Below are 21,793 nucleotides of genomic sequence, written 5' to 3' on the forward strand. Positions count from 1 at the left end.
CGGTCACGGTGTGAGTGCGGCGAGGCGTGCTTCGAGAAAGGCGCGCTCGACGTCGTTGCCCGCGAGGGCCAGGGCTTCCGTGTACGCCGCGGCGGCCTCGGGCAGGCGGCCGAGGCGCCGGAGGAAGTCGGCGCGGGCGGCGCTGAGGTAGGCGTACGTCGCCAGCGACGGCGAGCCGAGCAGCGGCGCGAGCGCGGACAGCCCCGCCTCGGGACCGTCGCGCAGGCCGACGGCGACCGCGCGGTTCAGCGCGCCGACCGGGGACGGCCAGAGGCGCAGCAGCACGTCGTACAGCGCGACGATCTCCTGCCAGTCGGTCGCCTCCCACGAGGGTGCCTCGGCGTGGACGGCAGCGATCGCGGCCTCCACGGCGTAGCGGGTCGGGGGGTGGCGGCGCAGCGCGAAGGTCAGCAGGTCGGTGCCCTCGCGGATCTGGGCGGTGTCCCAGCGGGCGCGGTCCTGCTCGGACAGCAGGAGCAGCCGGCCGCCGGCGCTGCGGGTGGCCCGGCGGGCGTCGATCAGCAGCATCAGCGCCAGCAGGCCGGCGACCGAGGCGTCGCCCGGCACCAGCAGCCGCAGGACCCGGGCCAGGCCGATCGCGGCGTCGACCAGGTCCTGCCGGACCAGCTGGTCACCGACGGGCGCGGTGTGGCCGGTGGTGAAGACGAGATGGACGACGTCGAGCACGGCGCCGACCCGCACGGGCAGCTCGTCCGGCGACGGCACGCGGAACGGGATGCGAGCGGCGCTGATCTTCCGCTTGGCGCGGGTCACCCGGGCGGCCATCGTCGCCTCCGGCACGAGGAACGCCCGCGCCACCTCGGCGGTCGTCAGCCCGCAGACGAGCCGCAGCGTCAGCGCGACCTGCGCCTCCCGCGACAGCGCCGGGTGGCAGCAGGTGAAGATGAGCTCGAGCCGGCCGTCGGGCGCGGGCTCCTCGACCGCCGGCACCAGCAGCGGCAGCGCGCGGCGCAGGGCCGACTCGCGGCGCAGCGCGTCGAGGGCGCGGTTGCGGGCGACGGTCGTGAGCCACGCGCCGGGGCGGGCCGGGACGCCGTCGGCGGGCCACGAGCGCAGGGCCTGCGCGTACGCCTCCTGGACACACTCCTCGGCGAGGTCGAGATCGCGGGTGACCCGCACCGTCGCGGCGAGCACGCGGGCCCACTCGCGACGGTGCGCGTCGGCGACGGCGCGGTGAGCGGCCGTATCGCCGTGCTCCGGGTCGCTCACCCGTGGTCCACGATCGGGCGGATCTCGACGCCGCCGTGGCCGGAGGAGAGCTCCGGCAGCAGCGCCGCCAGGGAGATCGCGGCGTCGAGGTCGGCGGCCTCGATGACGTAGAAGCCGCCGAGGGCCTCCTTCGCCTCCAGGAACGGGCCGTCGGTCGTCAGCAGCCCGCCGCCGTCGTTGCCGCGCAGCGTCGTCGCCGTCGAGGACGACTCCAGCTCGTGCCCGCCGAGGACGCGGGCGCCGCCGGTGGCGGCGAACGCCCGGTGCCCCTCGTCCTTGGCGCGACGCTCCTGCGGGCTCTCGGCGTCCCAGCGCTGCTCGTCGCCGTAGATGAGCACCAGATACTTCGCCATGTGCGGTCCCTTTCCGTGCGGCCGTTTCCCTGTACGACGATCCACGCGATACCGAAATCGACAGGTGGCGGCGAAACCACAGCCGAGCGGGTCGGCCAACCCGAGGGCCACCGTAGAGGACCTTGCGCCGGTACAGTGCGCGCGTGTCTTTCCAACGCTTCCTGTGGTCGCTGGTCGCCGTCGCGGTCATCGCGGCCTACGGCATCGCGTCCGGCCGTGAGTCCGACGCGGCCGACGTGCCGTCGGCGGCCACCCTGGCCACGTTCCTCGGCTGCCCGCCGTCGGAGCCGAAGCACTCCTCCGGGACGCGGGAGAAGGTCGTCTGCGAAGAGGACGGTTTCGACGTCACGGTGGCGACGTTCGACGACGACGCCCAGCGCGACGCCTGGGTCGAGTCGGAGCGGCTGACCGTGATCGCCGACGGCTTCGCGGGCCTGCCGGCGGCGCTGGTCTCCGGTGACCACTGGGCGGTCAGGACCAGTGACGTGGCCGCGGCCGACCGGCTCCACGCGGTGGCGGGAGGGTGGCGGGTATGACGCAGGACGCTGACGCGGGCGCGGCGGTCCCGCCGCCGTTCCGGCTCGCCGCGGGCGGGGCGGGCGCGCGGGTCGAGTGGGCCACGTGGGCCCTGCTCGCCGTCGCGGGGGTCTTCGCCGCCGTGGCCGCGGACGACCTGGCCTACGTGCTGCGGATCCGCGCCGCGCTGCCGGCGCCCGACCTGCACACGCTGGTGGCCGGGCAGAGGCTCGGCACGGCCGAGATGGTGCTGTTCTTCGTCCTGCTCGCCGCCGTCGTCGGCTGGTTCCTGCTCGGCGCCGCCACCGTGCGAGAGCTCGGCGAGGAGCCCGCCGCGGTCCTGCGCACCAGCACGCTGACCGCGTTCCAGGTCGGCGCCGCGGCCACCCTCGTGGCGGGGGCGACGCTGCCCCGGGCGTATCTCCTGACCCCGCACGACTTCGAGGTGCGCCTGCGGTGGATGATCCCGATCCTGGTGGCCCGGCTGGCGCTGGTGGTGCTGCTCGGCGTGGCCGTGTTCGGGGTCCGCCGCCGGATGTACGCCGCGCTGCTGCGCTCCGGCCTGGCGCCGCGGCGGAGCCGGCCGCAGGAGCGGGCGAGCCTGCTCGAGATGTCGAAACGCGCCGTCCCCGTCGTGCCGCCGCGGCCCGTCGCGGGCGACGCGTGGTGGTCGGAGGTGGCCGACCGGGTGGCCGCGGCGGGCACGGCGCTGCCGCTGCTGGAGCGCTCGGGCGGGCAGCGCCGCTGGCACCGCGTCCAGCCCGGGGAGGACCTGACGGCGCTGCGGGAGTCACTGACGGCCGGCGCCACCGTCACCCTCTTCACCACCGAACCCGCGGACATGGACGCCGCCGACGCCGACGACTTCGACTCCCTGACCGCGGTGGTCACCTAGTCCCCTGCCGCTTCGTCCGGCCGGGCCACCGCCGTCCGGTCACGCATGACCTCAGCCGCGGATGCGGGCGGCCAGCTTCGCGTACCACGGGCTCAGGTCGCGGTCGATCGCCGTCCACTCCGCTTCGGACGGCGCGACCCGCGGCTCCTGGACGGCCCAGGACCGGACCATCCGCCGGCGCAGCCCGGTCGGCGGGTGCGAGTACAGCAGCGCCGCCTGGTGCCTGAGGGTGAGCGTCCGCTCGGTGTCCAGGGTCGCCGCGCCGCGCAGCCGGCCGGCGGCGGCCTGCCAGGCGTGGGGGTCGGCGTGGCGGTGGTGCCCGGCCGTCATCGCGGCCGGCAGGCCGCCGGCGACGACCTGGCCGTCGAACAGGCCCTCCATCGCCGCGGAGCCGGCGACCCGGGTGGCGATCTGGTCGGCGAGGTACTCGGCGCGCTGGCTGTCCCGGCCGGACAGGACCAGCAGCGCCGTGGACAGCAGCCACAGCACCGGGCTCACGACGACGACCAGCGGCAGCGTCCAGATGCTCATCCGGAGGGCGGCGGCGAGCGTGTCGAGCAGGTTCCGCAGGACCCGGATGGCGGTGCGGACGACCAGCCCCCGGCGGGCGTCGTGGTTCACGAAGTGCCCGAACTCGTGCGCGAGCAGCCCGATCCGCTCCTGCGGCTCGAGGGACGCCCACAGCGGCAGCCCGATGCACAGCGTCCGGCGCCTGCGGAGTCCGCGCACGCTGACGTACGCGTTGAGGTCGTGGTCCAGTCGCACCTCGTGCGGCATCGGCGCGCCGGCCGCCGCGGCGACCCGGTCGAGGAGGCCGAACAGCGCCGGTGCCGAGGCCCGGTCGACGATCCACGGCTGCCAATGCTGGTCGCGGCGGTGCGGCCAGGCCGCCGAGATCAGGCCGATGAGCAGGACCGGGCCGATGATCGGGCCGAACGGGACGCCGCCGACCGTGAGGTAGACGCCGGCGACGAGCACCAGCGGCGGGACCAGCGCGAGGGGGGCGGCGAGCAGGAGCATCGCGATGCGGGCCACCGGGTTGCCGCGCCCGCCGACGTCGTGGCCGGCGAGGGAGTCGTACAGGCGGCGGTTGAGACGGAACGCCAGCCAGTGGTCGGCCCGGTCGCCGGCCCGCAGCCCCCATGTCCGCGGCGCCCGGCGCCCGTCGAACGCGCCGAGGTTCCACTCGCACGCGGGGCACCACACGGGCGCCGTGCCGGTCGTGACGAGGTCGTGGTCGCAGTGCGGGCACCGTTCGAGGGTCACGGCGGATCATTCTGCGGCAGCGGCGACGATCCTGTTGCCCCCCGGACGGCCACCGTAGCCCGATTCCAGAGGTCAGCGGTCGGCGGCTTCCGGGTCGGCTGCCGACGCCTTCCGGGTCGGCAGTCGGCGGCTTCCAGGTCCGCGGTCGGCGGTTTCCGGGTCAGTTGTCGGCGGTTTCCAGGGGGTCGGCGAGGAGGCGCTCGAAGGCGAGCTCGGCCGCGCCGACCAGCGGGGCGTCGTCCCCGAGCAGCGGCGTCCGCAGCCGGACGTGCTCCCGGCAGGCGGGCAGCGCCATCGTCGAGAGGCGGCCCCGGACGTGGGCGGCGCCCGTCAGGTACAGCTCCCGCAGCGCGCCCCCGAAGACGACCGCCGTCGGGTTGAAGATGTTGACCAGGTTGGCGACCCCGAAGCCGAGCCAGTCCGCGGCCTGGCGCACCGCGGCACGCGCGGGCGGGTCACCGCGCCGGGCCGCCTCGACCGCCGCGCGGACGCTGTCGCGGTCCAGCGGCACGTGCCGGGCGATCTCCGTCTCCCAGCAGCCCCGCGATCCGCAGCCGCAGTCGCGGCCCTGCGGGTTGACGACCATGTGCCCGACCTCGCCGCCGTGACCGCCGTGCCCGGTGACGCGCCGGCCGCCGGCGATGATCCCGGCGCTGATCCCGGCGTCGCCGTGCAGGTACACGACGTTGTCGAGGCCTGCGGCGGCGCCCCGGGTGTGCTCGGCGAGCGCGGCGAGGTCCGCCACGTTGCCGACGAGCGGCGCCCTGCCCAGACCCAGCTCCGACCACTGGTCGGGATCGGACCCCAGCCGCGCCCCGGCGGGCAGCATGCGGACGGTGCCGTCGGTGTGGCGCATCATGCGGGACACGGCGATGCCGCTGCCGACGAAGACCGCGTCGCCGGACCCAGACGCGGCCTCGGACCCTGACGCGGACCCTGACGCGGACCCTGACGCGGACACGGTGCGCTGCATGTCGCGGACGAACCCGGCGAGCGTCGCGACGGTGTCCCGGACCGCCGTGCCGTGCGGGCGGGGCAGCTCGCGGCTGTCGAGGACCTTGCCGCCGAGCCCGACCCGCGCCGCGCGCAGCCGGTCGACCTCGATGCTCATCGCGTAGCCGTACACCCGCGACGACCTCGGCCGCACGACCAGCGACGGCCGACCGGCCCGGCCGGTCTCCTGCGGGGCGCCCTCGTCGATGAGCCCGGCGCCGGCGAGGTCCGCGGTGAGCGCGCCGATGGTGCTGCGGTTGAGGCCGAGCTGGTTGGTCAGCTCGGCGCGGGACGTGTCGCCGCTGACGTGGACGTATCGCAGCAGCGCGCCCAGGTTCTGTCGCCGGACCGATTCCTGGGTCGGGGTGCTTCGCTGGGGGCTCGTGGACACGGATCGCTCCCTTCGCTCCCTAGAGCGGCCGCAGGCCCCCGGAACCGTGTTCCGGGGGCCCACGACGGTGAGTTGCCTCGTGTTACCTGATCGCCGTGTACAGCGATCGCTGTGTTACCGGATCGCTCGGTTTACTTGGTGAGCGGGGACAGCTTCGGGTCGTTGGCGTACGCCTCGGCGGCGTTGGCCTTCGTCACGATGACCGGCGGGAGCAGGTAGGACGGGACGATCTTGACGCCGTTGTTGTACGACTTGGTGTCGTTGATGGTCGGCTCGTTACCGGCCTGCAGCGCCTTGACCATGTTGATCGTCTCGGCGACCAGCTTGCGGGTGTCCTTGTTGATCGTGGAGTACTGCTCGCCAGCCATGATCGACTTGACCGACTCGACCTCGGAGTCCTGGCCGGTGACGACCGGGATCGGCTTGTTGGCGGCCTTCACCGAGGTGATGATCGCGCGGGCCAGGGTGTCGTTCGGGGAGAGCACGCCGTCGAGGGTCTTGCCGGCGGTGTAGGTCGAGGTCAGCAGGGAGTCCATGCGCTGCTGCGCACCCTCGGCCTTCCAGCCCTGGATCGCGGTCTGCTTGACGTCCTTCTGGCCGGAGCCGACGATGACGTCACCCTTGTCGATGAGCGGCTTGAGCACGTCCATCGCGCCGTTGAAGAACACCCCGGCGTTGTTGTCGTCCGGCGAGCCGGAGAACAGCTCGATGGTCCACGGGCCGGTCGCCTTCTTGGCCTTCATGCCGTCCAGCAGGGCCTGGCCCTGAAGCTGGCCGACCTTGAAGTTGTCGAACGCGATGTAGTAGTCCAGGTCCGGCGTCTGGGTGATGAGCCGGTCGTAGGCGATGACCTTGGCGCCCGCGTCCTTGGCCGCCTTGACCTGGGTCGAGAGCTGCGCGGCGTCGGTCGCGCCGATGACGATGACCTTCGCGCCCTTGGTGACCATGGCGGAGATCTGCGCCTGCTGGTCCGCGACCGTGGTCGAGGCACCGGCGTACTGCACGTCGGACTTGAAGCCGGCGTCCTTGAGGCCGTTGGTGAACAGGTCACCGGCGAGCACCCAGTTCTCCGACGTCTTCGACGGCAGCGCGACACCGATCAGCGAGTCGGCGGCGAAGCCCTTGGCGGCGGCACCGCTCGGGCTGCTGCTGCCCTCGCGCTCCGAGTCGCCACAGGCGGCGGTGCCGAGTGCGAGCAGAGCGACCGCGCTGACGGCGAGGCTCCTGGTGAGGAACTTGCGCATGTTCTGGATTGCCTTTCTTCGGATGGAGGTGCGGGTGTTGGGGCGGGACAGGGCGTCAGCCGGCCACCGGGGTCTTGGCGGCCTCTTGTCCGGTTCCGGATGGTGCGGACGGACCTCCGGTTGACTCCCGGCGGAAGGGTTTGCTCAGCGATCCGATGATCGAGAAGCGACCCTGGCTCTTGTTGTAGACGTCGAACGCGACGGCGGCGAGCAGGAACAGACCCTTGATGATCTGGGTCTTGTCCGCACCGGTGCCGAGCAGCTGGAGGCCGTTGGTGAGCAGGGCCATGACCAGACCGCCGACGATCGAGCCGCTGATGGTGCCGAGGCCGCCGGAGACCGCCGCGCCGCCGATGAAGACGGCCGCGATGGCGTCCAGCTCCCAGCTGAGACCGTCCTGCGGGCCGGAGGCCCCGGAACGGGCCACGAAGATCATGCCGGCGAGTGCGGCGAGCACCGACATGTTCATCATGACGAAGAAGTTGACCCGCTTGAGCTTCACGCCGGACAGCTCGGCGGCGCGGGAGTTGCCGCCGACCGCGTAGATGTAGCGGCCGCCGGCCGTGTTGCGGGTGTAGAAGGAGTACGCGAGGACCAGCGCCGCCAGGATGATGCCGGAGATCGGGAAGCTGGTGCCCACCCGGCCGCCGGCGAAGCGCAGCGTGGCGAAGACGATCACACCGAGCATGACGGCCAGGCGGATCAGCGACACCCACACCGGGGTCGGCTCGGCGCCCATCGCGAGGCGGACCTGCCGGGACCGGTACTCCCGGTAGGCCACGGCGAGGCAGGCGGCCAAACCCAGGAGCAGTGTCGGGTTGTTGTAGCCGGTGTCGGGCCCGATCTCGCTCAGGTAGCCGGCGCCGATCTTCTTGAACGCCTCCGGCACCGGCACCGAGTCGGCGTTGCCGATGTACTGGTTGGCGCCCCGGAAGAGCAGCATGCCGGCCAGGGTCACGATGAATGCGGGCACGCCGATGTAGGCGACCCAGAAGCCGTGCCACGCCCCGACCAGCGCGCCGACGCCGAGGCCGAAGAGGATGGCCGCCCACCAGGGCAGGTCCCATTCCTTCATGACCTTGGCCACGATGATCCCGACGAAGGCGGCGACCGACCCGACGGACAGGTCGATGTGGCCGGCGACGATGACCATCAGCATGCCGATGGCCAGGATCAGGATGTACGAGTACTGGCTGACGACGTTGATGAGGTTGCCGGACGTCAGCGTCAGCCCGTCGGTCTTGAACTGGAAGAACAGGATGGTCGCCAGGAGCGCGAAGATCATCCCGAACTGCCGGGCGTTGGAGGTGGTGCCCCCGAAGAGGTTCTTCTGCAGGTCTTTGAATCGGCTCATGACGTCGGCATCTTCTTCATGGTCGGCTTCGTGGTCGGCTGGTTCTTCGCGGAGGTCATCTGCTTCATGAGGAGTTCCGGGTTGGCGTCGCGGCGGTCGATGTTGCCGGTGATGGCGCCTTCGAACACCGTGTAGATGCGGTCGCACAGGCCGATCAGCTCGGGCAGCTCGGACGAGATGACGATGACGCCCTTACCCTGGTCGGCGAGCTGCTGGATGATGCCGTAGATCTCGTACTTGGCGCCCACGTCGATGCCGCGGGTCGGCTCGTCGAGGATCAGCAGGTCCGGGTCGGTGAACATCCACTTGGCCAGGACGACCTTCTGCTGGTTGCCGCCGGAGAGCTTGGTGACGCCTTCGTCCACCGTCGGCGTCTTGACCCGCAGGCTCTTGCGGTACTCCTCGGCGTAGGTGTGCTCCTTGACCTGGTCGAGCACGCCGTGCCGGGAGATCTTCGACAGCTTGGCCGCCACCATCGACGTCTTGATGTCGTCGAGGAGGTTGAGGCCGATCGCCTTGCGGTCCTCGCTGACGTAGGCCAGGCCCGCCTTGATCGCGTCGGCGACCGACTTGAGCTGGATCTCCTGGCCGTCCTTGAAGATGTGGCCGGACAGCCACTGCCCGTAGGAACGGCCGAAGATGCTCATCGCGAGCTCCGTGCGGCCGGCGCCCATCAGGCCGGCGAAGCCGACGATCTCGCCGCGCCGGACGGTGAAGTTCGAGCCCTTGCACACGAGGCGGTCGGCGGAGATCGGGTGCCGGACCGTCCAGTCGCGGACCTCGAAGAACACCTCGCCGATGTTGGGCGTGTGGTCGGGGAACCGGCTGCTCAGGTCGCGGCCGACCATCCCGCGCACGATGCGGTCCTCGTTGACCCCGTCGCCCTTGACGTCGAGGCTCTCGATGGTCTTGCCGTCGCGCAGGATCGTGATGGTGTCGGCGATCGCCTCGATCTCGTTGAGCTTGTGCGAGATCATGATCGAGGTGATGCCCCGCTCCTTGAACCCGAGCAGCAGGTCCAGCAGGTGGCGGGAGTCGTTCTCGTTGAGCGCGGCGGTCGGCTCGTCGAGGATCAGCAGCTTCACGTCCTTGGCGAACGCCTTGGCGATCTCCACGAGCTGCTGCTTGCCGACGCCGATGTCCTTGATGAGGGTGTCGGGGTCTTCCTTGAGGCCGACCAGCGCCATGAGCTCGTAGGCCTTCTTGTTGGCGGCCTGCCAGTCGATCGCGCCGAACCTGCGGGGCTCGTTGCCCAGGAACAGGTTCTCGGTGATCGACATCCCCGGGACGAGTGCGAGCTCCTGGTGGATGATCACGATGCCGGCGTGCTCGCTGGCCCGGATGTCCGAGAAGCGCGTCTCCTGCCCCTGGTAAACGATGTCTCCGGTGTAGGAGCCATACGGGTAGACACCGCTGAGCACCTTCATCAGAGTGGACTTGCCGGCGCCGTTCTCGCCGCAGATGGCGTGGATCTCGCCGGACCGGACCACCAGGTTGACGTCGGACAGCGCCTTGACGCCGGGGAACTCCTTGGTGATCGACCGCATCTCCAGCAAGACCGGAGCGCTGCTCGTCATGTTGCCTCCGGGGGAACGCCAGTTGGCACATTTGTTGTGGCGACCAACTTATTTCAGATCGCAGACTTTGCAAAGCTGCCAGCTGGACTGGTTGGTAACAATCCGGTAATGACGCTGCCTCGCGAGGCACGGTCTCGTGTCTGGGCGGTGAGCTGCGTGTGTCCGAGCGTAAATCAAATTGTTTTACAAAGTCAACGTCCTGGGAGAGGATGTGATCAGCAACGGGTGCGAAGGCGGTAGCGGGTGCGACAGGTAGGGACCAACCTCCCTAAAGTAGGGCAATACAACCGGGCTGTGGTGCTGGATCAGATTCAGCTCGCCGACGGCGTCAGCCGCGTGGAGATCGCACAGCACACCGGGCTCACTCCGCAGACCGTCTCCGGCATCGTCCGCCGGCTGATCGACGAGGGCATCGTGCACGAGGACGGCGCCCGCTCCTCCAGCGGCGGCAAGCCCCGCACCGTCCTGCGCATCAACGCCGACGCCGGCCGCGCCGTCGGCCTGCACTTCGACCCGGTCGAGCTCGCCGCGGTCGTCGTCGACCTCCTCGGCCGTCCCCTGGTCACGGCCCGCCGCCCCACCCCGCGCCCCGCGGAGCCGGCCGTGGTGACCGCCGCGATGGCCGAGCTCGTCGACGAGGTCCTGCGGGAGGCCGGCGTCGAGCGCGACCAGGTCCTCGGCCTCGGCCTCGCCGCCCCCGGCCCCATCGACCAGCACGTCGGCATGGTCATCTCACCGCCGCAGCTGGCCAACTGGACCCGCGTGCCCATCAAGGAGATGCTCGCGACCGCCACCGGGCTCGACGTCACGCTCGACAACGACGCGACCGCCGCCGCCGTCGGCGAACGCTGGGCCGGCGCCGGCCGCGGCGTCGCCAACTTCGCCTACTTCCACCTCGGCACCGGCGTCGGCGGCGGCCTGGTCCTCGGGCACCAGGTCTTCCGCGGCGGCTCGATGAACGCCGCGGAGTTCGGCCACACGACCGTCGCCGACGACGGGCCGGGCTGCTACTGCGGCAACCGCGGCTGCCTGGAGAGCCTGGTCAACCCGCCCGCGATCGTCGCCGCCGCGCACCGCCTCCTCGCCGCCGGGTCATCGCCCGCTGCGGGTGCTGTTGCCGGGTCGTCGCCCGCTGGTGCTGTTGCCGGAGCGCCGCCCGCCGTCGGTTCGGTGGCCGAGTCGTCGCTCGCCGCCGCGTTCCGCGCCGACCCGTCCGCCGTCGACCATCCAGCGATCTGCCTCGCCGCCGCCGCGGGCGATCCCCTGGCCGCCTCCGTCATCGACGCCGCCGCCGAGCACCTCGCCACCGTCGTCGTCAACGTCGTCAACATCATCGACGTCGACCTGGTCATCCTCGGCGGCCACGGCATCCGCCACGTCGAGGACCACTTCCGCGACGCCGTCGTCCGCGCCCTCGCCACCCGTCCCCTGGCCCGCCACATCCGTGTCGTCGACGTCGCCCTGTCCCCCCTCGGCGTCGACGCCGCCGTCGTGGGCGGTGCGGCGCTGGTCCTGCACGCGACGTTCTCCCCGCAGGTCTCCGCCCTGCTGTCGGAGTGACCGAGGGCCGGTTCGACCTGCGCACCCTGCCCGCGTACGCGTGGGTCTTCGACCTCGTCTCCACCGACCCCGCCGCCCGGGCCGCCGCGGTGGAGCGCCACGTCGCGCTGCTCTGGCGGCGTTACGAGTCCCACCCGACGGGCACCCTCGCCGACCCGGTCGCCGCGTACGCCGCGTACACCACCGGCCTGACCGCCGGCGAGCTGCGCGCGCTCGAACCGTACGCGCTGCTGTTCGTACAGTGGCAGCGGCAGTTCCCGGCCGAATGGAGCCGGGTGGTCCCCCGCTGGCCGCGCGGCGCCTGGCCCGGTGACGCGTTCATCCGCCACGGCGCGTCCGAGCAGGCCCGGGCCGTGCTGGAGGATCTGGTGCTCGACGCCGTCCACGCCGGCACCGGACCGCACCACGTCCACTCTGGACGCCGGCACGTCAAGCTGGCCCGGTTTCTCGACGGCCCGTCGCTGCGGGACCGCCTGCGGGCCGCGGCCGGCTCGCCCGACCAGGCCGTCCGATTCCGCGTCGGCTACCTGCTGTGGTTGCTCGACCATCCCGCCGCCAACCTGACGACCCGCTCGTGGCGGCGCTGGCGCCGGACGCACGGCGTGCCGATCACCCATCCACGGCCCGCCGCGGAGTTCGCCGCGCTGTCCCCGGCCGTCGCCGCCGAGAAGCTCGCCGGCCTCGACGTGCCGCGCCTGGCCGCGGTGTTCGAGGCCCTCGAAGCTGCCCCAGCAGCACGAATCGCCGAGGCCATGGTGTCCGGGCCGCTGCCGGCGGGCCGTGCGATGCCGGATGTCGCCACGCTGGCCGGTGCGATCGCCGCCATGGATGCGCGTTCGGCGGCCTGGATGTTCAACGCGATGCCGGAGCCCCTTGCCGCCCGCCTGCTCGCCGCCGTACCACCCGCTGCGGCCGCCGCCCGGTTCCCCCGCCCCGCACGTACGGAAATCCTGCTGCTGATGGATTTCGGGGACGCCGTGGCGCGGCTCGCGGCGATGACACCCCTGCGGGCCGCCCAGCACCTGAAGTGGCGACCGCCTGACGTCGCCGCCCGGTTCCTGACCGCGCTCGCCCCGGACGCCGCGGCGCTGGTGCTCGCGGCCCTGCCCAGCGACGGGCTCATTACCGTCCTCCCCGCCGGCTACATCGCCGATCTGCTGACCCGGATGCCGCAACGCGACCGGGACCGTGTCCGGTGGGTCGTCGAGACGCAGCAGTTCCGTACCGCCGCCGCCGATGCCATCGCGTCCGAGGCGGCGGCTTCCGAGGCCGCCCCTTCCGGCGCCGCTGCCGGAGCACTGGGTCAGGCAGGTGCGGACGCGCGGAACGTGTTGCGGTAGGCCATTGGCGGGACGCCGATGGCGCCGGCGAGGTGCTGGCGCATGGAGGCGGCGGTGCCGAAGCCCGACTCCGCGGCGACCCGGTCGACCGGCAGGTCGGTCGTCTCCAGCAGGCGCCTGGCATGCTCGACCCGCTGGCGGGTCAGCCACTGCCCCGAAGTCATGCCGACCTCCTCGCGGAAGCGGCGGGAGAACGTCCGCACGCTCATCCGCGCGTGCGCCGCCATCTCGGCCAGGGAGATCGGACGGTCGAGGCGGCCGAGGGCCCACTGCCGGGTCGCCGCCGTCGTCGCCGTGGACGGTGCCGGGACCGGCCGGTCGATGTACTGCGCCTGCCCGCCCTCCCGCCACGGTGGCACGACGCAGAGCCGGGCGACCCGGTTGGCGACCGCGCTGCCGTGGTCCCGCCGGATCAGGTGCAGGCACACGTCGATCCCCGAGGCGGCGCCGGCCGCTGTCAACACGTCGCCGTCGTCGATGAACAGTACCGACGCGTCGACGTCGATCTGAGGGAACGTGCGCTGGAAGTGCTCGGCGTCGTTCCAGTGCGTGGTGGCGCGGCGGCCGTCGAGCAACCCCGCCGCGGCGAGCACATAGGAGGCGGTGCAGATCGACACGATCCTCGCGCCGGGACGCAGCCGCCGCAGCGCCGCCGCCAGTGGAGCGGGCAGCCAGTCGCGGGGCCCCTCGGGCGCGCACACGAACGGCGGCACTACCAGCGTGTCGGCGGTGCCGATCACGGACGCGTCGTGCTGGACCGCGACGTCGAAGTCGTAGCCGGTGCGGACCGGAGCGCCGTCGAGACTGCACGTCAGCACCTCGTACAGCAGCGGCCCGGCGGTGCCGAAGATCCTGCTCGGAATGCTCAGCTCGAACGGATACACCCCGTCCAGGGCGAGGACGACGACACGGTGCACACTGGCTGCCATGGCCAGATCTTTGCACATACTGGCAATGTGGCCACTCGAAAGCGGCCCCAGTCACGGCGACGCTGAACGCGCACACTTCGTCGAACAGATGGGAAGCAACAATGCGCGCGATCGGTCAAGACGGGTTCGGCGGGCCCGAGGTGCTGCGGGTCGTGGAGGTGGACCGCCCGCAGCCGGGGATCTCGGAGGTCCTCGTCCGCGTCCACGCGACCGCGGTGAACCCCACCGACCTGTGGCACCGCACGACCGGCGGCCTGCTCGGCACCACGGTCCGGCTCGGCTGGGACGTGTCCGGCGTCGTCGAGGAGACCGGCCTCGGCGTGACCTGGCTGCGGCCGGGCGACGAGGTGTTCGGCATGCCGCGCCTGCCGGAGGCCGCCGGCACGTACGCGGACTTCGTGACGTCACCGGCCCGGCACCTGGCCCGCAAGCCGGCTCGACTGTCCCATGTGGAGGCCGCGGGCCTCGGCCTGGCCGGCCTGACCGCGTGGCAGGCGGTCGTCGACACCGCGGACGTCCGCCCGGGCCAGCGGGTCCTGATCCACGCGGCCGCCGGCGGCGTCGGCCACCTCGCGGTGCAGATCGCGAAATCGCGCGGCGCGCACGTCATCGGCACGGCCAGCGCCGCCAAGCACGACCTGCTCCGCGATCTCGGCGCGGACGAGGTGATCGACTACACCGCCGTGAAGTTCGAGGACGTCGCCACCGACCTGGACGTCGTGGTCGACCCGATCGGCGGCGAGTACGGCCCCCGCTCCCTGCGCACCCTGCGCCCCGGCGGCATCCTGGTGTCCCTCGCCTCGCCCGCCGAGGCGTACCTGGCGGACGAGGCACGGCAGCAGGGCCGCCGGGCCGGGTTCCTGCTCGTGCAGCCCGACCACGCGGGGCTGCGGTCCCTCGCGGACCTCGTCGACAAGGGCGAGCTGCGGGTCGTGGTCGACACCGTCCTGCCGCTGGAGGAGGTCGCGCGGGCCCACGAACTCGTCGCGACCGGCCGCTCGGCCGGAAAGGTCGTCCTCGCCGTCAGCAGCTCCTGAGCCGACAGCTCCTGGGCCAGCGTTTCCTGGGCCAGCGGTTCCAGAGCCGCAGTCCGAGAGCCTGCAGCTCCCGAGCAGTAGCCCGAGAGCCAGCGGTTCCTGGGCCGCAGTCCGGGAGCCGCAGTCCGAGAGCCAGCAGCTCCTGAGCAGCAGTTCCTAGAGCCAGCAGTTCCAGAGCCGCGGAATCGTTGGCCGCGGAGTCGGTGAAGAGACCGACGCCCGTGACGTGTTCCGACCCTCACACGGTAACACCGCTCACCAAATCGCGATTTCGCCGCGGAGCTGTCCCGCTACACATCGTAGTACGTTGCCGTGGCGTCGATGAAATCGCAGGGCAGCAGGGTTTGGCAGGGGCGCGGGTCAGCAGCCCTTCACGCGGGTCGCGCAGCGGTCGGCTGCGGTCTTGGCGAGGGTTGTGACCATACCGGCGGGTGTGGTGCCGACGGTCATGTCGTTGAGCCACAGCACGAAGTCGCCGCGGTGCACGGCGACGATGTCGGCGGTGACCGCGATGCCGAAGTCGGTGTCGCCGGTCATGCGTACCCCGAAGGCGCGCTGGCCGAGCGTCGGAGGCACCTCGGCGGGGGCGAGCGTGAAGCGGACCGTGATCCCGGCGAGCTCCTGGCTGAACGACTTGCACGTGGTGACCGCGGCGGCGAGCCGGTCCATCGCCGTCGCGGCGCCGCCGGCCGGGAAGTGCACGAGCGCGTGCGTCAGGTACGGCCCGACGGCGCCCTTGCTGTACGTGACGGCGGCGGCCGTGGTGCCGTCGCCGGTCACGGGGTCCAGCGAGGGGCAGCCTGGAAAGTTGCCGCCGAGCGTGACCGCGCCGTCGTCGTTGGTGGCCGCGGCGATCGGCACGAACCCATCGGGCAGATCCGCCGCGGTCAGCAGCGCCGGCCGAAGGTCCTCCGAAGCCGAACCCGAAGGAGCCGACGAAGACGGAGCCGAAGCCGAAGATGGAGCCGGAGCCGCCGGAGCCAAAGAAGGCGAAGAAGGCGAAGAAGGTGAAGACAGCGCCGACGACGGCAACGGAGACGGGGAAGCCGCAGGGGGAACGGGAACGAGTGCGGTGGCGGGCGCGGAGAGTGCCGGGGCACCGGTCACCGCGAGGGCGGCCAGAGCGCCCACCAGCCTGTGAACCATCCTCATCAACCCGACGCTACGGATGCCAAACCGGATATATGCGGTTTTAACCGATTTTTCCGCCACCAGGGCAGGGGCGACGACCTCACGCCCCGAGCCGGCCGAAGGTCGTGTCCGCCTCGTCGTCGATCAGGAACCCCGGCCCCAGACGCCTGGCGACCGAGCGCGCGTCCACCGACTTCCACCGTTGCACGCTCGCGTGCGCCGGGTCCGCGATGTGATACCGGCAGCTGCCGCCCCACCAGCCCGGCTCGTAGGAGACCACGTCGACGAGCCGCCCCGAGAACGGGAACCTGGCCCGCACCTGCTGCGGGATCGTGCAACCGTAGTCCTCGAAGTACGGCTGGACGGTCAGCATCGCCAGCAGCCGCCCGCCGTCCTCCCGCCAGGCCCGTAACCGTCCGGTGCGCTGCTGCGCGCCGTGCTGCCGGGTCTGCTCCCGGTAGTTCCAGAACGCTTCATCATGTACGAGTTGTACCGCCGCCATGCGTGCATTGTGTCGATGTGACATCTGTCGATGACGCCTCGTTGGACACCGTTGGACAACTCGCCGCGCGACGACCGCCGGGTGCTAGCGTCCGGACGATGACGACGCCCCCGTACGCCGGCACGCCCGCGGTCAGCTTCACCAGCGGCGGCGAGCGCCTCGCCGGCGTCCTGCACCTGCCCGCCGGAGACGGGCCGCACCCGGTCGTCGTGCTCCTGCACGGCTTCCCCGGCAACGAGCGCAACTTCGACCTCGCGCAGGCGCTGCGCCGGGCGGGCTACGCGGCGCTCGTCTTCCACTACCGCGGCTCGTGGGGCATGGGCGGCGACTATTCGTGGCGGCACGTCCTGGAGGACTCGGCCGCGGTCGTGGCCGCCGTCCGCGAGGAGGCGTTCGCGGCCGAGCACCGCCTGGATCCGTCGCGGGTCGCGGTCGCCGGCCACAGCCTCGGCGGATTCGCCGCGCTGATGACCGCCGCCGCCGACCCCGCCGTCCGCGCGACCGTGTCCGTCGCCGGGTTCGACGTCGGCACCGCGGCGCAGTTGTGCGCGGATCCGGTGGTGCGCGCCGAGTGCGTGGAGGCGCTCGGCAGCGACCTGCTCCCGCTGCGCGGCACCAGCGGCGAGGCCCTTGTGCGCGAGATGACCGCCGCCGGCCCCGCCTGGCGCCTGGCGGGCCTCGCCCCGGCCTTCGAGGGCCGCCCGGTCCTGCTGATCGGCACCGGCCGCGACCCCGTCACCCCGCACGAGGTCCACCATGTGCCGTTGGTCCGCGCGTACGAGCAGCAGCCGCACCTCCTGCTCGAGCACACGCTCTTCCCGACGGACCACGCCCTCTCCGATCACCGCCTGGAGCTCGCCACCACCGTCATCGCCTTCCTCGACCGCCACCTCGCCCCGCCGGCCCGGTAGGACGGTAGGACGGTAGGACGGTAGGACGGTAGGACGGTAGGACGGTAGGACGGTCCGCTCCGGGCAAACGAGTCCCGCTGTCCGCCCCCTCGACACCGTCGGCGAGGCCGGCCGACGGTGAGGACGAGCTTGCCGGCGTAGCTCAGCCAGGCCGGCCGACCGTGAGGACGAGCTTGTCGGCGTAGCTCAGCCAGGCCGGCCGACGGTGAGGACGAGCTTGCCGGTGGTGCCGCGGGCCAGCAGGTCCTCGTGCGCGCGGCGGGCGTCGTGCAGCGGGTACGCCGCCCCGACCCGGGGCCGCAACACCCCGGCCGCGGTCAGGTCGAGCAGCTGCCCGAGCGGTCCGGCGAACGCGCCCTGGCGGGTGAGGACGGGGCGGAGCCAGAAGCCGGCGACGGCGATGCTGCGGTCGGCGAGGATCGCGGGGTCGACGGGCGGGCGGCCGCGGCGGGACGCGTCGCCATAGGTGACGAGGCGGCCGAGCGGCGCGAGGACCTCGAGCGCGGCGGTGAACGCTGGCCCGCCGGTCGACTCCAGCACGACGTCGACCGGCGCGCCACCGTTGGCGGCCAGGACGCGGGCCGGGTAGCCGTCGGGGTCGCTGTCGACGGCCGCGTCGGCGCCGAGGGACACGGCGAGGTCGCGCTTCGCGGGGCTGGACGCGGCGGCGATGACCCGGCCCGCGCCGAGGTGCCGGGCCAGCTGCACCGCGAGGGTGCCGACGCCGCCGGCGGCGGCGTTGACGACGACGGTCTCGCCGGGGCGCAGGGCGGCGCTGCCGTGCAGCAGGTGCCACGCGGTGAGGCCCTGCACCAGCAGCGCGAGCGCGGCACCGTCGGCGACGGCGGCCGGCACGTCCACGGCGTCCACAGTGGACACGACGGCGCGCTCGGCGTAGCCGCCGCCGGCGAAGGTGAGCGCCGCGACCCTCCTGCCGCCGGCGGTGTGCCCCACGACCTCGGTGCCGGGGATGAAGGGCAGGGTCTGGCCGCCGCTGTACGTGCCGAGCGTGCGAGACGTGTCGGCGTAGTTGACGCCGGCGGCGCTGACCTCGACGAGCAGCTGACCGGGGCCGGGCTCTGGGTCGGGGACGTCGGTGAGCGAAAGGACCTCGGGGCCGCCGAAGCGGTCGCAGCGGATGGCGCGCATGCGGCCAACCCTACGAGGCCCCGATCAGCTCCAGGATCCGCCGCCAGGCGCCGGCGGCCGGGTCCGGGCGGTACATGGGAGAGCCAGGCTGCGGGAACGCGGGCGGCGTGGCCGGGTGGACGACGACCGCATGCCGCACGCCCGCGCGGGGTCAGTCCCCGGACGGCGCCCGCGTCGAGCGCCCGGCCGCGACGAGCGACGGGTCGGGCGCATCCCGGGGGCGGTCGCGGTCGAGGGCGGCGAAGAGCAGGCCGAGCGTGGCGAGTCCCAGGCACAGCGCCGCCCCGCGGGCCATCGCGGCGGAGGGACCACCGGGTGCGGCCGCCGTCGCGAGGAAGATGCCGCTGACGGCCGCGATGCTCACGCTCGCCGCGAGCCGCTGCGACAGCTGCAGCAGCGCGGCGCTGAGCCCGTTGACGCCCGGCGGCGCGTGGGACAGCGTCAGCGCCTGGTTCGGCGAGTTGACGAAGCCGCCCGCCGCCCCCGTCACGAACTGCGCCACCGCGAGGGCCCACACCACCCGCCCCGGCGGTAGCAGTTCGGCCGAGGCGACGGCGGCCGCGATGCTGGCGACCGCGACGCCGAGCGCGACCGTGGTGCCCCGCCGCCGCAGCCCCGAGGCGAGCGCCGAGGTCAGCGTGAAGCCGACCGCGCTCGGCAACGCGATCGCCGCGGCGGCGAGCGGCGAGTAGTGCAGGCCGTCCTGCAGGAACAGCGACAGCACCAGGTTGAGGGCGAGGGTGGCGCCGAAGTAGCACATGGCCACGAGCACGCCGAGGACGTAGCCGCGGTTGCGGGTCAGCGACGGCAGCAGGATCGCGGTGCGGCCGAGCCCGGTCCACCGGCGCTCCCACGCGAGGAACGCCACCAGGCCCGTGCCCGCCGCGAGCAGCCACCAGGCGCCACCGCCCGTGCCGGCGAGCGGCAGCAGCGCGGCGAGGGTGGTGCCGCCGAGCAGCAGCAGGCCGCCGAGGTCGAGGTCGCCGGTGTGCCCCGCGGGGCGCCCGGCGGGCAGGAACCGCAGCGCGAGGGGGATCGTCACGACCGCGAACGGCAGGTTCGCCAGCAGGACCAGCCGCCAGCCGGACCCCGGCCCGGCCGCCTGCAGGACCGCCCCGCCGAGCAGCGGTCCCAGCATGCCGGCGACCCCGCCGACGAAGGCGTACGCTCCGAGCGCGCGGGCCCGGTCACGCCCGCGGAAGAGGTCCTGGAACAGCCCGATGATCTGCGGGTTGACGATGCCGGCGCCGAAGCCCTGCACAAGCCTGGCCGCGGCGACGACCCAGCCGTGCCCGGCGGTGGCGGCCACGAGCGCACCCGCGGCGAACACGGTGAGGCCGCCGACGAAGAGCGACCGCCGGCCGTACAGGTCGCCGAGCCGTCCCGCGGGCACCAGCGCCAGCCCGAACGTCAGCGAGTACCCGGCGAGGATCCACTGCAGCGACGCGGTGCCGGCGTGCAACGAGCCGCGCAGCGCGGGCACCACGACGTTCAGCACCGACTGGTCCAGCAGCGTGGTGAACCCCGCACCGAGGCAGACCGCGACGACCCACCGCGCCCTGACACCCTCAACCGGCACCGCATGATCGTATACCTGCTTTTCCGATCGGAAATAGGGTTAGAAGCGTCACCCCGTAGAGTGCGCGGTGTGAAGCTGTGCGGCGTCCTGCTCGACCTCGACGGCACCCTGCTCGACCACGAGGCCGCCGTCACCGCGGCCCTGCGGCGCTGGCTGCCCACGATCGGGGTCGAGCCCGACGCCGGCAACCGGACCCTGTGGGCCACGGTCCAGGAGCGGCACCTGGAAGCGTGGCGCGCCGGCCGGGTCACGTTTCAGCAGCAGCGCCGCAACCGGCTCCGCGACTTCCTCGCCGCCCTCGGCACCCCCTGCGAGGCCGACGAGCGGCTCGACGCCCTCTTCTCCGGCTTTCTGCTGATGTACGAGCGGTCCTGGGCCGCCTACCCGGACGCCCGCCCCGCACTGGCGGCGATCCGGCAGGCGGGACTGCGCACCGCCGTCCTCACCAACGGCATCGAGGAGCAGCAGAACGGCAAGCTCGCCCGCATCGGCCTGCGTGACCTCGCCGGCCCCGTCTACACCGCCGAGACCCTCGGCCTGTTCAAGCCCGACCCCGCCGTCTTCACCGAGGCGTGCCGCCGCTGGGGCCTCGCCCCGGAGACCGTCGTGAGCGTCGGCGACCGGCACGACCTGGACGTCCTGCCCGCCCGCGCCGCCGGCCTGCGCGCCGTCCACCTCGACCGCACCGGCACCGGCCCGTCCGGCGAAGCGGACCGGATCGGCTCGCTGCTCGACCTGCCCGCCCTCCTGCTCCCCCACTGAGCCACCGGCCGGGAGCGCGCCGGCCGAGCCCGGGTGCCGGGCGTGGCAGGGGCGGTTTCAGGGGGTGCGGAAGCTGGCGCGGTAGGCGTGGGGCGGGACGCCGACCTGGCGGCGGAAGTGAGGGCGAAGGGCGACGCCGTCGGTGAAGCCGCAGGCGCGGGCGACCGCGTCGATGTCCAGGTCGGTGGTGGTCAGGACGTGCTGGGCGCGCAGGACGCGCTGCTGGAGCAGCCAGCGCAGCGGGGACGAGCCGGTCGTCTCGCGGAAGCGGCGGTCGAACGTGCGGCGGCTCAGGTGGACGGCGGCGGCGAGGCGGTCGATGTCCAGGGCCGGGTCGTCGAGGCGCTCCAGGGCGAGGCGCATCGCGTCGCTCACGGCGTCACCGGCGCGCAGCCGCGGGACCGGGCGCTCGATGAACTGGGCCTGGCCGCCGGCCCGCTGCGGGGCGACGACGAGGGCGCGGGCGGCCGCGTTGGCGAGCGCGGGGCCGTGGTCGCGGCGCAGCAGGTGCAGGCAGGCGTCGAGCCCCGCGGCGCTGCCGGCGCTGGTGACGACCGTGCCCTCGTCGACATACAGCGCGTCCTCGACGACGTCGACCGCGGGGAAGCGGGCCGCGAACGCGGGCAGGTGCCGCCAGTGCGTCGTGGCGCGGCGGCCGTCGAGCAGGCCGGCCTCGGCGAGGACGAACGCGCCCAGGCACAGCCCGACGACCGTGGCGCCCTCGTCGTGCGCGCGGCGGAGCCGGTCGAGGATGCCGGGCGCGACCGGCGCGCCGCCGGGCACCCGCCAGCCGGGCACGACGACGACGCCGGCGGTGTCGAGGTCGTCGAGCGGGTGCGGGGCGGTGAGGGCGATGCCCGCCGTCGTCGACAGCGGGCCCGGGTGCTCGCCCGCGGTCCGCACGTCGAAGACGGCCGCGACGCCGAACACCCGGGGTGCCACGGCGACCTCCAGCATCGGCGCGCCGTCGCCGATCAGCACCCCGACCGTCGTCGCCGAACGCGTCATGGCTTGATCGTATCGGAGGATGGCGTTCCGGCCACTGCCGGCGAGCGTCCGGAGCGGCGAGGGTGA

General features: G+C 73.0%; 20 protein-coding genes. 7 read left to right on the plus strand and 13 right to left on the minus strand.

Going from position 1 to position 21,793, the window contains the following annotated elements:
• Positions 1 to 3: 3 nt before the first annotated feature.
• Together ACFY3L_RS38710 and ACFY3L_RS38715 are read right to left on the minus strand one after the other, a co-directional pair.
• Complete coding sequence (locus tag ACFY3L_RS38710; protein WP_389336523.1) at positions 4 to 1,155, minus strand: RNA polymerase sigma factor; 1,152 nt, start codon at positions 1,153 to 1,155, stop codon at positions 4 to 6.
• 71 nt (positions 1,156 to 1,226) lie between these two features.
• A complete protein-coding gene (locus ACFY3L_RS38715) occupies positions 1,227 to 1,583 on the minus strand; it encodes a YciI family protein (protein WP_389336143.1) in 357 nt (118 codons plus the stop codon).
• A gap of 143 nt (positions 1,584 to 1,726) precedes the next feature.
• Between ACFY3L_RS38715 and ACFY3L_RS38720 the strand changes: the two genes are divergently transcribed.
• Together ACFY3L_RS38720 and ACFY3L_RS38725 are read left to right on the plus strand one after the other, a co-directional pair.
• Positions 1,727 to 2,119 carry a hypothetical protein gene (locus ACFY3L_RS38720; RefSeq protein WP_389336146.1) on the plus strand — a complete coding sequence of 131 codons (393 nt, stop codon included), beginning with the start codon at positions 1,727 to 1,729 and terminating at the stop codon, positions 2,117 to 2,119.
• Complete coding sequence (locus tag ACFY3L_RS38725) at positions 2,116 to 2,994, plus strand: hypothetical protein (RefSeq protein WP_389336148.1); 879 nt, start codon at positions 2,116 to 2,118, stop codon at positions 2,992 to 2,994. The genes ACFY3L_RS38720 and ACFY3L_RS38725 overlap by 4 nt, the downstream gene beginning before the upstream one ends.
• A 51-nt stretch (positions 2,995 to 3,045) precedes the next feature.
• Here the strand turns inward: ACFY3L_RS38725 and ACFY3L_RS38730 are convergent, their stop codons facing one another.
• The 5 genes from ACFY3L_RS38730 to mmsA form a co-directional block, all read right to left on the minus strand.
• On the minus strand, positions 3,046 to 4,260 hold the full coding sequence (locus ACFY3L_RS38730; RefSeq protein ID WP_389336151.1) for a M48 family metalloprotease: 1,215 nt from the start codon (positions 4,258 to 4,260) through the stop codon (positions 3,046 to 3,048).
• 160 nt (positions 4,261 to 4,420) lie between these two features.
• Complete coding sequence (locus tag ACFY3L_RS38735) at positions 4,421 to 5,644, minus strand: ROK family protein (protein ID WP_389336154.1); 1,224 nt, start codon at positions 5,642 to 5,644, stop codon at positions 4,421 to 4,423.
• A gap of 131 nt (positions 5,645 to 5,775) precedes the next feature.
• On the minus strand, positions 5,776 to 6,888 hold the full coding sequence (locus ACFY3L_RS38740) for a substrate-binding domain-containing protein (RefSeq protein ID WP_389336157.1): 1,113 nt from the start codon (positions 6,886 to 6,888) through the stop codon (positions 5,776 to 5,778).
• A 55-nt stretch (positions 6,889 to 6,943) separates the two neighbouring features.
• Positions 6,944 to 8,242, minus strand: coding sequence for a multiple monosaccharide ABC transporter permease (gene mmsB / locus ACFY3L_RS38745; RefSeq protein WP_389336160.1), 1,299 nt, complete (start codon positions 8,240 to 8,242; stop codon positions 6,944 to 6,946).
• The gene (mmsA, locus tag ACFY3L_RS38750; RefSeq protein ID WP_389336163.1) at positions 8,239 to 9,819 is read right to left on the minus strand and encodes a multiple monosaccharide ABC transporter ATP-binding protein; all 1,581 of its coding nucleotides are present in this window, start codon (positions 9,817 to 9,819) and stop codon (positions 8,239 to 8,241) included. Before mmsA ends, mmsB begins: the two co-directional genes overlap by 4 nt.
• Before the next feature lie 294 nt (positions 9,820 to 10,113).
• On the opposite strand from mmsA, the gene ACFY3L_RS38755 reads away from it, so the two are divergent.
• Positions 10,114 to 11,379 (plus strand): ROK family transcriptional regulator, encoded by a 1,266-nt coding sequence (locus tag ACFY3L_RS38755; RefSeq protein ID WP_389336166.1) that lies wholly within the window; start codon positions 10,114 to 10,116, stop codon positions 11,377 to 11,379.
• Positions 11,376 to 12,719 (plus strand): hypothetical protein, encoded by a 1,344-nt coding sequence (locus ACFY3L_RS38760; RefSeq protein ID WP_389336168.1) that lies wholly within the window; start codon positions 11,376 to 11,378, stop codon positions 12,717 to 12,719. Before ACFY3L_RS38755 ends, ACFY3L_RS38760 begins: the two co-directional genes overlap by 4 nt.
• On the opposite strand, the gene ACFY3L_RS38765 is transcribed toward ACFY3L_RS38760, so the two are convergent.
• Positions 12,683 to 13,648: a GlxA family transcriptional regulator gene (locus ACFY3L_RS38765; protein WP_389336171.1), complete on the minus strand. Its 966-nt coding sequence runs from the start codon at positions 13,646 to 13,648 to the stop codon at positions 12,683 to 12,685. The two genes, ACFY3L_RS38760 and ACFY3L_RS38765, sit on opposite strands and share 37 nt — an antisense overlap.
• 101 nt (positions 13,649 to 13,749) lie before the next feature.
• Between ACFY3L_RS38765 and ACFY3L_RS38770 the strand changes: the two genes are divergently transcribed.
• Positions 13,750 to 14,685, plus strand: coding sequence for an NADP-dependent oxidoreductase (locus ACFY3L_RS38770; RefSeq protein WP_389336174.1), 936 nt, complete (start codon positions 13,750 to 13,752; stop codon positions 14,683 to 14,685).
• 360 nt (positions 14,686 to 15,045) lie between these two features.
• On the opposite strand, the gene ACFY3L_RS38775 is transcribed toward ACFY3L_RS38770, so the two are convergent.
• Together ACFY3L_RS38775 and ACFY3L_RS38780 are read right to left on the minus strand one after the other, a co-directional pair.
• Positions 15,046 to 15,546 (minus strand): hypothetical protein, encoded by a 501-nt coding sequence (locus ACFY3L_RS38775; protein ID WP_389336177.1) that lies wholly within the window; start codon positions 15,544 to 15,546, stop codon positions 15,046 to 15,048.
• 370 nt (positions 15,547 to 15,916) lie between these two features.
• Positions 15,917 to 16,318 carry a hypothetical protein gene (locus ACFY3L_RS38780; RefSeq protein WP_389336180.1) on the minus strand — a complete coding sequence of 134 codons (402 nt, stop codon included), beginning with the start codon at positions 16,316 to 16,318 and terminating at the stop codon, positions 15,917 to 15,919.
• Between the two features lie 98 nt (positions 16,319 to 16,416).
• Between ACFY3L_RS38780 and ACFY3L_RS38785 the strand changes: the two genes are divergently transcribed.
• Positions 16,417 to 17,229: an alpha/beta hydrolase family protein gene (locus ACFY3L_RS38785; protein ID WP_389336183.1), complete on the plus strand. Its 813-nt coding sequence runs from the start codon at positions 16,417 to 16,419 to the stop codon at positions 17,227 to 17,229.
• Positions 17,230 to 17,415: 186 nt separating this feature from the next.
• On the opposite strand, the gene ACFY3L_RS38790 is transcribed toward ACFY3L_RS38785, so the two are convergent.
• A complete protein-coding gene (locus ACFY3L_RS38790) occupies positions 17,416 to 18,378 on the minus strand; it encodes a zinc-binding alcohol dehydrogenase family protein (RefSeq protein WP_389336186.1) in 963 nt (320 codons plus the stop codon).
• Positions 18,379 to 18,529: 151 nt separating this feature from the next.
• Positions 18,530 to 19,957 (minus strand): MFS transporter, encoded by a 1,428-nt coding sequence (locus ACFY3L_RS38795; protein WP_389336189.1) that lies wholly within the window; start codon positions 19,955 to 19,957, stop codon positions 18,530 to 18,532.
• Positions 19,958 to 20,026: 69 nt separating this feature from the next.
• Here ACFY3L_RS38795 and ACFY3L_RS38800 point away from each other — a divergent pair, with 69 nt between their 5' ends.
• Entirely contained in the window at positions 20,027 to 20,719 is a 693-nt protein-coding gene (locus ACFY3L_RS38800) for an HAD family hydrolase (protein ID WP_389336191.1), read from the plus strand.
• A gap of 57 nt (positions 20,720 to 20,776) precedes the next feature.
• On the opposite strand, the gene ACFY3L_RS38805 is transcribed toward ACFY3L_RS38800, so the two are convergent.
• Positions 20,777 to 21,727 carry a GlxA family transcriptional regulator gene (locus tag ACFY3L_RS38805; RefSeq protein WP_389336194.1) on the minus strand — a complete coding sequence of 317 codons (951 nt, stop codon included), beginning with the start codon at positions 21,725 to 21,727 and terminating at the stop codon, positions 20,777 to 20,779.
• Positions 21,728 to 21,793: the final 66 nt, after the last annotated feature.

Origin of the sequence: Dactylosporangium sp. NPDC000521 (genome assembly GCF_042898305.1) — a bacterium.
Lineage (GTDB): Bacteria > Actinomycetota > Actinomycetes > Mycobacteriales > Micromonosporaceae > Dactylosporangium.

Bases quoted from the DNA above. Each gene is read 5' to 3' on its own strand.
- ACFY3L_RS38715 (WP_389336143.1), bottom strand. From the start codon at position 1,583: ATGGCGAAGTATCTGGTGCTCATCTACGGCGACGAGCAGCGCTGGGAC.
- ACFY3L_RS38725 (WP_389336148.1), top strand. From the start codon at position 2,116: ATGACGCAGGACGCTGACGCGGGCGCGGCGGTCCCGCCGCCGTTCCGG.
- ACFY3L_RS38740 (WP_389336157.1), bottom strand. From the start codon at position 6,888: ATGCGCAAGTTCCTCACCAGGAGCCTCGCCGTCAGCGCGGTCGCTCTG.
- mmsB (WP_389336160.1), bottom strand. From the start codon at position 8,242: ATGAGCCGATTCAAAGACCTGCAGAAGAACCTCTTCGGGGGCACCACC.
- mmsA (WP_389336163.1), bottom strand. From the start codon at position 9,819: ATGACGAGCAGCGCTCCGGTCTTGCTGGAGATGCGGTCGATCACCAAG.
- ACFY3L_RS38765 (WP_389336171.1), bottom strand. From the start codon at position 13,648: ATGGCAGCCAGTGTGCACCGTGTCGTCGTCCTCGCCCTGGACGGGGTG.
- ACFY3L_RS38770 (WP_389336174.1), top strand. From the start codon at position 13,750: ATGCGCGCGATCGGTCAAGACGGGTTCGGCGGGCCCGAGGTGCTGCGG.
- ACFY3L_RS38780 (WP_389336180.1), bottom strand. From the start codon at position 16,318: ATGGCGGCGGTACAACTCGTACATGATGAAGCGTTCTGGAACTACCGG.
- ACFY3L_RS38785 (WP_389336183.1), top strand. From the start codon at position 16,417: ATGACGACGCCCCCGTACGCCGGCACGCCCGCGGTCAGCTTCACCAGC.
- ACFY3L_RS38790 (WP_389336186.1), bottom strand. From the start codon at position 18,378: ATGCGCGCCATCCGCTGCGACCGCTTCGGCGGCCCCGAGGTCCTTTCG.
- ACFY3L_RS38805 (WP_389336194.1), bottom strand. From the start codon at position 21,727: ATGACGCGTTCGGCGACGACGGTCGGGGTGCTGATCGGCGACGGCGCG.